At 43.5% G+C, this 12,085-nt stretch carries 12 protein-coding genes; 5 read left to right on the top strand and 7 right to left on the bottom strand.

Annotation, left to right across the window (positions count from 1 at the left end):
* Positions 1-30: 30 nt before the first annotated feature.
* The 6 genes from nagK to AC51G0_RS08600 all read right to left on the bottom strand — a co-directional run bounded on the left by nagK (position 31) and on the right by AC51G0_RS08600 (position 6,690).
* Entirely contained in the window at positions 31-939 is a 909-nt protein-coding gene (gene nagK / locus AC51G0_RS08625) for an N-acetylglucosamine kinase (protein ID WP_496301640.1), read from the bottom strand.
* Positions 940-1,144: 205 nt separating this feature from the next.
* A complete protein-coding gene (locus AC51G0_RS08620; protein ID WP_496301639.1) occupies positions 1,145-1,861 on the bottom strand; it encodes a tRNA-uridine aminocarboxypropyltransferase in 717 nt (238 codons plus the stop codon).
* Positions 1,862-1,942: 81 nt separating this feature from the next.
* Positions 1,943-3,991: a methyl-accepting chemotaxis protein gene (locus AC51G0_RS08615; RefSeq protein ID WP_496301638.1), complete on the bottom strand. Its 2,049-nt coding sequence runs from the start codon at positions 3,989-3,991 to the stop codon at positions 1,943-1,945.
* 310 nt (positions 3,992-4,301) lie between these two features.
* Positions 4,302-4,649 (bottom strand): DUF3802 family protein, encoded by a 348-nt coding sequence (locus AC51G0_RS08610; protein ID WP_496301637.1) that lies wholly within the window; start codon positions 4,647-4,649, stop codon positions 4,302-4,304.
* Positions 4,650-4,774: 125 nt separating this feature from the next.
* Entirely contained in the window at positions 4,775-5,773 is a 999-nt protein-coding gene (locus AC51G0_RS08605; protein WP_496301636.1) for a GGDEF domain-containing protein, read from the bottom strand.
* Positions 5,770-6,690, bottom strand: a complete 921-nt coding sequence (locus AC51G0_RS08600) for a response regulator (protein ID WP_496301906.1) — start codon at positions 6,688-6,690, stop codon at positions 5,770-5,772. Before AC51G0_RS08600 ends, AC51G0_RS08605 begins: the two co-directional genes overlap by 4 nt.
* Before the next feature lie 484 nt (positions 6,691-7,174).
* Between AC51G0_RS08600 and AC51G0_RS08595 the strand changes: the two genes are divergently transcribed.
* The 4 genes from AC51G0_RS08595 to AC51G0_RS08580 all read left to right on the top strand — a co-directional run bounded on the left by AC51G0_RS08595 (position 7,175) and on the right by AC51G0_RS08580 (position 10,359).
* Positions 7,175-7,534 (top strand): glutathione S-transferase N-terminal domain-containing protein, encoded by a 360-nt coding sequence (locus AC51G0_RS08595; RefSeq protein ID WP_496301635.1) that lies wholly within the window; start codon positions 7,175-7,177, stop codon positions 7,532-7,534.
* 192 nt (positions 7,535-7,726) lie between these two features.
* Positions 7,727-8,407, top strand: a complete 681-nt coding sequence (locus tag AC51G0_RS08590) for a DUF3334 family protein (protein ID WP_496301634.1) — start codon at positions 7,727-7,729, stop codon at positions 8,405-8,407.
* A gap of 137 nt (positions 8,408-8,544) precedes the next feature.
* Entirely contained in the window at positions 8,545-9,648 is a 1,104-nt protein-coding gene (locus AC51G0_RS08585; protein WP_496301633.1) for a ParB/Srx family N-terminal domain-containing protein, read from the top strand.
* A gap of 354 nt (positions 9,649-10,002) precedes the next feature.
* Positions 10,003-10,359, top strand: a complete 357-nt coding sequence (locus AC51G0_RS08580; RefSeq protein ID WP_496301632.1) for a hypothetical protein — start codon at positions 10,003-10,005, stop codon at positions 10,357-10,359.
* Here AC51G0_RS08580 and AC51G0_RS08575 read toward each other — a convergent pair.
* Positions 10,356-11,258, bottom strand: a complete 903-nt coding sequence (locus AC51G0_RS08575; RefSeq protein WP_496301631.1) for a LysR family transcriptional regulator — start codon at positions 11,256-11,258, stop codon at positions 10,356-10,358. The two genes, AC51G0_RS08580 and AC51G0_RS08575, sit on opposite strands and share 4 nt — an antisense overlap.
* 107 nt (positions 11,259-11,365) lie before the next feature.
* Here AC51G0_RS08575 and AC51G0_RS08570 point away from each other — a divergent pair, with 107 nt between their 5' ends.
* Positions 11,366-11,977, top strand: a complete 612-nt coding sequence (locus AC51G0_RS08570) for a LysE family translocator (protein WP_496301630.1) — start codon at positions 11,366-11,368, stop codon at positions 11,975-11,977.
* Positions 11,978-12,085 lie beyond the last annotated feature (108 nt).

The following is a 12,085-nucleotide window of genomic DNA, read 5'->3' as shown; positions in this document are numbered from 1 at the left end:
GTGCTTTTTGTCTCAATCAAGGCGTAATGATTACTTAATATTCAAGAATGCCGCGCCACGAACGCCACCAGCATCACCGTATTTCGCTTTGACGATTTTCGGTACGCGGGCAACAGACAGCAAGTGCTTAGGCAAGCGCTTTGGTAGCTCGGTGTATAGCAGCTCAAAGTTAGACAAGCCGCCACCTAGTACCACTACGTGCGGATCTAAGCCAGTGAACAGGTTTGCCAGACAGATTGCCAGCATTTCCATGAAGCGATCTACGTGCTCAACCGCTTTCTCATCACCTGCAGCATGGCGCTTGATCAGCTCTACTGCTTTAACCTTCTCGCCATAATAATGCGTGTACAACTGTTCAAAGCCACGACCAGATAGATAGTTATCGATGCAACCTTTGTTATCGCATCCACAAGTAAACAGCGGTGCATTTTCACCTAGATGGAACCAGGCATCGATTGGCATACGTGTATGGCCAAGCTCGCCAGCAACATGGTTCTTGCCTGAAAATACGTGGCCATCGAAAACCAGCCCGCCACCAAACCCCGTCCCCAGGATCAAACCCAGTACAGATTTCTCACCTTGCAGGTCTTCATCCCACGCTTCTGACAGCGCGAAACAGTTGGCATCATTATCGATAGTGACACTACGGCCAAGCTTTTCTTCAAGATCTTTGCGCAGGGTACGGCCTGTCGCTGCAGGGACATTAGAGGTAAGCAGCGAGCCATCTTCGGCATCTTCCATACCAGGAATACCAATACCAATATGGCCCTCGCAAGAAAACTGCTGATCAGCCTTCTGAATAATGCCCACAAGTGTATCGACTAATTTGTCGTAATCATCACCCGGGGTCGGCACACGTTCAGTTGCAACACGCTCCAGTTTCTCATTAAATGCACCAAATTCAATTTTGGTACCGCCTACATCAAAGCCGTAGTACATCCTGCACACTCCGCAAAAATTCATTAAAAAACGAAACTGTAAAAATTATCCACACATCTACACCTACAAACTGTGACGGATCACGAATTTAGTAGGCTGAGCTGCGGCGCTAGTTCGCGTTTGCTGAAAGAAACAGCAAGCCATTATACTTTATGACAACCAGCTGTTATAAAATTACCAAAATAAATGATGATAATCCAATCAACTATGCGGCAACATATTGTTTCAGCTGCTTCATAGCAGACTCGTCAGGCAACACCCGATTCATTTTTCCTGTCATATAGTTTTCGCGGAAAACATCAAACCAGAGATCCAGCACATCGGCATTGCGCTGTTCCCCATACAGATCAATGATCCGTGCTGCGACCTCGGCAGTCCCAAGCTGGTTTTCTTTAGATGCCTCACGGACTTTGTAGCGGGACGGTTTTTCGGGGTTAATAGACAGTACCGGAAACCTATTTAAGTACGGGCTCTTGCGGAACATTTTCTTCGCTTCCGCCCAACTACCATCAAGCATAATAAACAATGGGCGTTTACCTGTGTCTACCACCACTTTCTCTGCAACGCGCTCTGGCTGGGCATATTCTGCAGGAAACACAACATATGGCTGCCATTGAGGATCCTCTAACAGCGCCAGCATTGCTGAGTTTGGCTCTGTTCGAGACCAGATATAGGCAAACGTATCTTCAAACAGATCGGCAATAAGTCGGCCAGTATTACTTGGTTTTAGTACTTCGTCGTCATACATCACTAATAAAAAAGCCGCATTAGAGCTAATCACTGGTTTTTCAGAACAAATACACAGGTGCTCACGAAGCATGCAGTAACCACAACGTTCAACCTTACAACCTCTGGCCCGAAAAGGGCGTGTAGAACGTGCGAGACGCTCTTCATATAAATTATGTACCGCGTGGATACGCATAGCAGCTTTACCTAATACACCAAAACGCCAGCATTTTACTGGCGCATGGGTTTGTTGCAATCAAAACTTACGTTATAGCGACTAGCCGATTGACGCTGGCAACTGATAGCGGGAAAGAAGTGCTTGCTGCTGGTTAGCAATCTCCGCCACTGTACTGGCTTCTTTCACCAGTGTTTTGAGCTGTTGGCTATTCGTCTTGGCCTGATTGGCCACATGCTCAACACTGCGGCCGACTTCAATTGAGGCACTTTCCTGCTGCTGGGTTGCCGCTGCAATCGTGATCACCTTGTCATTGATAGATGCAATCATCTTTTGGATCTGATCGATAGCAACCTGAACCTCACTACTTTGCTCAATTGACGAAGTCATTTCGCTTCTGCTTACCGCCATCGCCTCATTGGCATCTTTAGCCGCTTGGTGTAATTCACTGATTGTCTTACGAATGGACTCAGTTTGAAGGTTAGTTTCACTTGCCAGTTTCCTTACCTCATCGGCAACAACCGCAAAACCACGCCCTTGCTCACCAGCCCGTGCCGCTTCAATCGCCGCATTCAGCGCCAATAAGTTAGTGTTATCAGCAATAGAGCTTATTAGCTCCACCACTTCAGTAATTTTGTTTACATGGTTGCCCAGCTCAGCCATCCGTTGCTCATTAACGACAAACTGCTGATCCAAGGATCGAAGGCCAAAGGTACTACGCTCTATAATTTCAACACCCTGCAAGGCAAGCTTGTTCGCTTTCTCGGCTTCAGATTCTGATTCAGTTGTGCTTGACACTATGTCCTTGATTGAACACTCCAGCTGGGAAATTGCCGAGGCAATCGTTATCAATTCGTCACTTTGCTGTTTTAGCGCCATACGGGAATGTGAAGCCGCCTGCTGGCTACTTTCTGCTGCCGTATTTAAACTGTTACTGTTATCGACTAGCTTCCCCAGCGTCTGGCCGTTGTTGATATTTGACTGGTTCAACAGCCCACCTAGAATGGCAAATTCTTTAGGTGCATGTTGAGTCGCCCGTACTGTCAAATCACCTTTGCTGGTTGCATTAACGACACGATCAATCCTCTTCAACGAGGCTCTTACCGTCTGGCTGATCCAAGCACTTGATGCAATTGCAAGGATCAAGCCTGCAATACTAATAGTAATAAACAAGGTGATTGCATTCTCGCTCGCTTCCATCACTCCTGATTCGCCTTGCTTAATCATCGTATTAGCCCCCGTTGTCAGGGTATTTAGCTCGCTCATCACTGAACCAATCAAGCTTTGCGCTTCTTCAACCTTCGCTGCTTGCACCTGCATCAATTGCAATGTCCGTAAGTGGCGCTCTACAATTCCCTGCTTGGCAAACAAGGCCTCAACCATCTCGAGAGGAACCGTCACACTGGTATAATCAGCAATAGTACGGTCAATTTTATTCAGCTCCCGCCACGCATACTGCATTCCCGAAAGATTGGTTCTTTTCAAACCCCGAGCCAATTGCTTGGCTTTAGACGGATCTTTTTCGATTAGCAGGGCAATGAGGTTACTGGCCATTTCCAGCGAGTGGTTTACAAAGTTATTGACATGATTCAAGCCATCAGAATTTCCGGTATATAGATCCATTCCTAAACGGCTCATTTCAGCTCTTACACCCGACACCGCGTAGTTCATCATCGCTTTGTCACTCTCAACTTTGGCCTGAGTCAGCAAGATTTGCTGCTGAGACTCATTGAGGTTTGATGACATTAGTTCTATCTGGCTGACTTTCTGATTAAAGCGGGCAACATCTCGATTCAACCAATTGATTTGGTAGGTTTCAGCCAGCATTTTCAGCTCGCTCATTGCAGACGAGATTGCTTGCTGATCACGACTCAGTTGTTGGTATGCCGTTTCCAGTTCTTCAACTGAACGGCTATTTATCATTTCGGCCAGGCGCTGTGCCGTTTCAAGTGAACCCCGAACAATCACGGCATTGTTCATCGCTACCGGTAAAGCCTGCTGGCTTAATAGTTCAAACTCTTGAGAAACATCATTCAAACCCTTGTTGCCAAAATATGACAACAGTCCTCCTGTCGAGACAAGTAACAGAAATACTATCTGAATATACGTTACGATTGAGAGCTTTGGTTTGCCAAGCTGTGTCTGTTCCATTTCGTAAAAATCCCTGATAAACCTTAAGCGAGTATCCCTTGCTAAGGTTTCAGTTTTAATAAGCTTCGGTGGTTCACTGTGATGTGGCCACCTTCGAATTTGTTGTCGGTAACTTACCCAAGAATTGTTACGAAATTATTTCTGGTCGTTTGGTTTATCAATAAAATCAATGCGGTGAATAACGTGCCTCTTATTGTTTCAACAATCTACAGGCACAAAAAAAGGCAGCTCTCGCTACCTCTTGTGAACCTCTATACCCAAGTAACCTCAAGATGCTCGTTTCAGCGAGAATTTGGGTATATCAATACAATTAGCCTTCTTGTTGACTAATCGCGCTGTCGAATAAATTTTTTACTAACCCGATGTAATCTTCGAGAAATGTAATCTGTTCATTGGTCGGGCAACAACGCCAGGCCCCAGCTAAGACCTCACATAAATCTTCAACTACCGCATCTGCTTCCTGCATCAACTTGAAACGAAATTCGGCTTCAAGATCAGGATTTTGTGAGAAAACCGCCATTAGATTCGTTGCAATCATATCTGTTACAACATCCTCTACTGTTTCATTGCAACCATCTTTGTTCGCATTCTCGAACAACGACAGATGCTCAGTAAAATATTCTATCAGCGCATGATAACCTTCAGACTCAACAACCATAATATTTCTTTGGATTAATAATAATTTTCATCAATTCTAAGAAGAATCTGCGAAATTACAACACTAGCAAGGAATGTTCTTGCTCTCGATCAAACTGAAAAAAGGCTGCCAAGACGGAATACATATCAACAACTGGCTTTTTTCCAGTTCGCTTCTTGGTCTTCGCATTCCCCTCTGGAATAAACCGTTGTTTGATTGCGGCCATTCTGCTTGGACTGATATAAGGCGCTATCGGATAATTCCAGCCACTCTTCATAACTTTGCATCCAAGGCGCCCATTCGCACACACCTAAGCTAATAGTGACATTGACACTTCTGATATCAACAGCCACTGAGGCAGCCTCAACCCTGTTACGCAGGCGCTCGGTAAAATAGAGCCCTAGTTCCGCTGAAGTCCCAGGCAAAATCACGCCAAATTCTTCACCGCCATAGCGCCCTGCAATATCACTTTGCCTCTTGGCTCGGCGCAACAGGCTGGACACTTTACGAATAACGCCATCACCAGCGATATGCCCGAACGTATCATTAACTTTTTTGAAGTGGTCAATATCGAACATCACCAATGTTGAAGGTACATTGGTTTTTCGACAATGCTCAAACTCTTCCGCCAAACAGGCTTCCCAATGCCCTCGATTATAAAGCTGAGTTAGCCTGTCAGTCATACTTAGGTGGGTAAGCTGCTCATTAGACTCCCGCAAATGGGTTTTATTTTTTGCAATGTCTGATACATCGGTAATGGTTAAGCAGATATGTGATAACTCACCGCTCAGCGATTTCAGTGGCGTTAACGTCATGTTCTGAAACATCAACGCAGAGCCCCCCGTTACCGGGCTAAAGTTGGAAAAGTTAAAGATACTCGGCCTGTCTTCCCAGCAGCTAAACGATCGCATTCGTAACTTAAAAGTAGATGCGATTTTATTCTTTAACCATTCAGCGGGCAGATCATCGACAACATCGAACAAATTCTTTCCCATAATTTGCTCTGAGGTAATACCACTGTACGCCTGCATAAACGTATTCCACGCCAGGACGTTATACGATTTATCAATGATCACCACACCTGCATCAATGTTATCCATTACCTGCATGGTTAGGTGAAAGTCAGCAAGTGTTACTTGATTCAATGTAGGGTATCCATTATTTTTTTAATTACTTGCGTTGAGCTGTTATCCATCATAAACAACACATCGCATTCCAGGTCCAATGACTCAGCCTGATAAGTATATTCAACGGTAAATAGGTCAGAGTTACTACTCTCGCTATCACTCCATACCATATAATCTTCCAGCACAATCGGCTGCCGAACTGAAAAAGGAATATTCATCTGCTCAGATAATGCCACCAAAAAAGAGGAAACCATAAGATTAGCTATATCAATTACAATCTCACTCTTATGTTCATTTACCTGACTAAATCCCAGCCGCTCTCCAAATTCATCAACATCTTTACCGCGCAAACAAACCAATGCTTCACCATGAATCCCCCCCCCGACAAAACGCTGGGCAATCGCCACAGATTCACTGTGCTGCTTAATATCGTTAATTGCCATGGCCAACCCGCCAACACTCATCCTAGCAACCGTTGGTAATGGCATCTTGATAAATTCACCAAAATGATCGGAGATGATGGCAGCACCTCGTCCTAACGCAACATTCGCAACCTCTTTGAAGGTTTGAATATAGTCATTACCCGGCTGATGGTGTACCAGTTTCTCCTGCCCTTCATGAATATCAATACCAAGCTTTCTAAGCATTATTAGAGTCTGTTCAGGATTAAAAGGCTTGGGCAAAAAATGATGCGCCCCAAGCTCAATACAGCGTTCCATCGCCTGCTTCTGAACATCCGCAGACAAGATAATTATCTTTGTCTCATGTTGACGAACCGGCAAGATCTGAAGGACCTCGAAACCATCCATAACCGGCATCGTCAAATCAAGGAACATGACATCAATATCATGATTAGTGAGACACTCAAGCCCCTGTTTGCCATTCTCAGCAAAATACAGTGTCAAAGCTTCCTGCCCGGACAAAATCCTAGACATTGCTCTGTGCACTACCGGCGAGTCATCACAGATAAGAATGTTCTGCTTCCTTAGCACGTTGAGTATGTTCCTCAGATTTATTTCATGGACTGACTAATAATAATCTATCTTCAAGAGAATCATATTTACAGCCTATGAAAATTATTTAATAAGTGAACTGGATCGTCTTTTTTGAGATAAAAGTTAACAATGCTGACATCAGGAATAAAAAATGCCTTTTTATTCAGTACGTAAGCACAATGTATTGAGCACTCTCTCAATAAGATTCATATGATCTAATTAAACGGTTAAACTAATTACAGGCAGAATATGTCAGCCACTTGTTAATAATTAGTTTCAGGAATTCATTGTCCATACTAGAAATATGGTTATGAAATGCATTTCATTTTTTCTCTCTGGTATAAATGTGAAATTATAGTTATCAAGCCAGGTTGCCTGTAATACAATTCGAGCTTTAGATCATAACAATAAGGACACGCCTTCAATGAAAGTCATCCGTTGGGTATTAGGCCGAATTATTCTGCTGCTAAACTTTCTTTTTTCACCTAAATCAATCAAGCGTTCAGAAAGCGAACAAAAGAAAATTACTGATGCTATGGCCCAAATCCAGCTCTACCAGTTCGATGCATGTCCTTTTTGTGTCAAAGTACGCCGGGCTGCAAAACGCTTGAACCTGCCCCTTGATACAAAAGATGCCAAGCAGGCGCAATGGGAGCAGGCGCTGATTAACGGCGGAGGCCAGCGTAAAGTGCCTTGCCTACGAATTGAGGGGGATGACGGCAATGTGGAATGGATGTACGAATCTAGTGACATCATTACTTATCTTGAGAAGCGTTTCGCCTGATAATTAATCCCCGTAAGTTCCGATTGCACATTGGGCCAATATACCGGCTGAGCTTGGGCAAGACGAGTACAATACGTGCGCTCATTGTTTTAAAACAGTGAGCCATATCAATTCACTCTCTCAAGTACTGTGCAATTGATAGCGTTTAATGACACACTGCAGAAAACTGCAAGCTAGGTATCCGAGTACACAATGAAAAAAACGAAAACCATCACCACTGACGACATCCTGCTAAAGCTTTGTCAATCAATTTCGACTGTATTATCAAAGGCGACGGATAGCCAAGTCGGCTACTCTGCGATGGTACAAAAAATCAATAAAACCAGCTTAAAGCCGGATATCGGTTGTTTTGTCCTTTTTGATGGTGGGTTTACTGGCTTAGTGGTAACAAACTTTTCCCAGCAGGCCGCTTTAGAGCTTTATCAAGACTACATGCTAAAAATGGGCATCCCCAAGGATGATTTAGCCATCCACCACTCTGCCGACGAAGTTGCCGATGTTCTTGGCGAGTTGATGAACCAAGTGGTTGGTGACTTCACCAGTAAAATTCGCCGAGAGCTGCGTATCTCTATAACCCAGAACCAGCCAAAAATGCTGGCTCTCAACAAGCAGGTGTTGCTTTCTGTCGATACCAACTTAGATCGACCGCAAGCACGCCGTGTAAGCTTTACAACCGAGAAAAACAACATTTTCTATCTCGAGTTGGCGATGGATAAAACGGAGTTTATTCAGCTAGAAGAATTTGTACAGCACGATGACGTCGACCCCGATACCATCATCGAAAATGCAAAGAAAGAGCAAGCAGAAAAAGAGCAAAAAGAGTCATCCGCAGCTACTGTTGATTTCGATTTGCTTGATGAATTAGGCATCTAATCCCCATCAATACCTAGCCTGATCTACCGCTCAATCACTAGCTAGATCAGGTTAGTTTTATTACTTCTTAAACACTCCCCGCTTATCACTCTTTGCTAGACTCTGTGTTGTCAGTTGCTGCCCGTGAGGCCTGATTTATGCCAAGTCTTCGTGACACTGTTATCGTGAGTGTAATTGCTTTTGCAAACTTTTTTGCCACATCTTCTCTCGCTGAGAAAATCACCTACGACGAGCTAAGTAATGGTGATGTAATCACTGTTACCTTAGACCAGCTATTGCCTACGCAAGCCGTACTCAGTTTTGACTGGGAGTTTGCCAAGCTCAGTCGTTATACAGAAAATCGAAAAAGCATGTATAACGATCTTTGCATCGCAAACGGAGCGAAAGGCGTTAAAAAGTGGACTGACGAATCACAACCTACCGATCCATCCTCCTACACTTGCACAGACAAACCTGGTACACATATCGAAGCACTCAATACTGTCATTGTCGGGCCCGAAAAAGGGACTCTCTATTTAACCAAGGGCCATCATACCCTTTCAACATTTTGGGACATGCCCAATGGTGGAACCAGTGTCCCTGTCATGGTTAGAGTGACCCATAACTTACTCGGCTCGGATGATGACTTCTGGCCGGAAATGAACAATGACCACGAGGTATGGTTAAACAACGCCAAGGGGGAAAAAATTAAACCGGGTGATTTGCCTGAATATATTGGCCGAAAGCAGCTTAAGCATGATAAGTATCTGTCGCTGGTCTATTTTTTGAAAGATATCAGTTATTCATACCCAATGAAGAAGAAGGGAAAAGGTAACACTCAGAAAGCATCCCCTCCTCCTTTCTTTGAACTCAATTGGGCACTCGAAATACGTAAACATATGAAAGTCTCCGACTATAACTTTAATGAACCGGACGAATATGCTGCCGCCCTCGCTGAGGCAGCAACAGTGATGGTTGACCTCGCCGATGACGAAATCATCGGTAAATCTAAACTTACCGCCAAAGAGATGGGAAAATTTAACCAGGTAGACAGTAAAGCGTTAGCGTCCTTAATCAACAACAAGACCTCAGATTTCAATTATGCAATCACATATCGGTTGGAAATGAAAGAAAAGTCCACTCCCAAACGCCTGCTGGAAGAGGAGGCTGCAGCTAAAGAAAAAGCGAAAAATGACAAAGAAAAAGGTGACGCTGAAAACGTGAAAACACAACCTGAATCAGACAAAGAGACGAGCAAATAAATGGCGACGTAACAAACCTACCTTCAGTCTATCTACCCATTCATCAGTGACAATCACTGTATTACGATTTATCCAGATGACGTTGTATTATTAAATCAGTCATAATGGTACAACCCACACGTCCTAATGAAAATAAAATAGTACCCCCATCTAATTTTAAGTACACGGGTTAAAAACTTAGAACCCTACCGTATATAATACAAGTTCAATAATACGGGGAATTAATTCATATTTGGTATAGACTTGCTCGTATCGAAGGCTTGGCAAGTGTGAGTTATCAATAAAATGAGGCTAATCAACAACTCTTGACGAAATATTGCATTCATTTAGCCCTGCATTTTTACAAGGATAGCCATGAGAAAATTATTAATAATACCCATATTGATGAGTTTGGTTGCTTGTAATAGCAGCGATGATAAACGAACTTACGTTTATATCGATGATGGTGCCATACAATGCGAATCCTCCGGGTTGAGTGTAGAAGAAACGGCTCAGCCGTTGATTGATTATGGTGTGGATGTTTTCGAGTCCAGTTGCGCATACATAACAGGTATCGCTATCGCAGCTCAATGTGGTTTAGGCGATAGCAATATTAACATTCACCTTATCAATAAAGAAAACGTTATTGATGCGCAGAATATCGGGTATGAACCCGTTTCAACATTGAAAGATAATGGTTATTTGGGGTACGAAACAGTTGAATGTGATTAATTAGGAGACAATACTAATTTCCTCTCAGCTTGAGTCGGTACACTTTGTAACAAGCTTTGTTGTAGCCAAGTGATAAACGTCTTTTCTAGATCATCATCAGATGTTACTTCTTGGTTCAGCATGATATAGCGGTGCCCGGATAATATAAAGCCGAATGGAGCAATGAGATTTCCGCGCTTTAGATCATCCTCGACTAATGGGTATGACCCTAATGCGCCCCCTAACCCATCAACAGCCGCTTGAAAGCAAAAATAAAAATGAGCAAATGTTTGATGGGTATCACCTAGTAAAAACGCATTGCCCGATCTATCTGCCCAATGTGTCCAGGCTTGCGGTCTCGTCTGACTATGAAGCAACTTAACCTTGCTTAAATCATCTTTTACTTGCTGCCAATAGTCTGGCGAAAATACCGGCCCAACCCACTCGTCCACTAACGTCGTTTTCTTATAGTCATGAAGTAATTCAAAATCATCACGGCGAATAGCCAGTGATAAGCCATTGGCTCCAAGTGTCACTGGCCCTCCGGCAGTTGATAACCTGACATCTGCACCAGGGTTATTGATATAGAAATCCGACAAGCGAGGCATCAGCCACCGCATCGTTAATGTCGGTTCACAAGAAACCTCTAGGCACTTATTACTCACTTGTGACAGCTTGTTAACGCCAGCTTCAAGCGCTTCAAAAGCCTGTTCTGTGTAACCTTTTAAAAGCTCTCCTTCATGCGTTAAATGCACATTGCGCCCTTGCCGGTAAAACAAAGGCTGGCAAAGATAACTTTCCAACACTTTGATTTGCTTGCTTACTGCGCCATGCGTAATAGATAGCTTTTCAGCAGCCTCACTATAGCTCGATGATGATGCAGCCACATGGAAAACATGAAATGCCTTCAGATGTCTCATATGTGACAATTCCTCACAGGTTAATTGAGTTCGTTTCGATTATAGTTGCTCAAAAAGCCAGATACAATCGCTTCAAATTGCTCAACAACGATCAACTTGGAGTATGTATGGAAATCTTAGGCCTTGCTATCTTAGGACTATTAATTGTTATAAGCCCAGGGGCAGACTTTGTTCTAGTGCTGAAAAATAGTGTTAACCTAGGCAGAAAAGCCGGTGTGTGGACAGCCTTTGGGATCAGCCTAGCCATCTGTATCCATATCGGTTACTCGATGTTGGGCATAAGCTACTTAATCTCACAGAATGAACTACTCTTCTCAATGGTTAGGTATACAGGCTCTGCATATCTTATCTACCTAGGCATAAAAGGCATTTTAACGGCAAATGCTAGCTTAGAGGCGGTAGAAAGTACTGAAAATGAAGTGAAACCCTTACAGTATCTAGCTCAAGGTTTCTTATGTAATGTATTGAACCCTAAAACAATGCTATTTTTCTTAAGTATCTTCAGCCAAGTGATTTCACCTGACTCTGATAACCAGCATACCGTTCTGTTCTATGGACTCTATATGGTATTGCTCCACGCGCTATGGTTCAGTATTGTCGCGATACTGCTTACATCAAATGCACTTCAAACTCGTATATTGAGAATGAAAAAGCGATTAAATCAAGCTTGCGGTGTTGGATTAGTCTCTTTTGGTGCCATTCTTGCCTTTAAATCATAACGATTAACCTATATTACGTAGCCACTCTCCGGTGGCTACGACTCAACACAAGTCATCAAAGCGCTGTCCAAACAACCAACCATATATACCCAAACTACCTCAAGATGC

It is taken from the genome of Photobacterium sp. HL06 (assembly GCF_059552575.1).
This window is presented reverse-complemented; position numbering and strand designations above follow the sequence as displayed.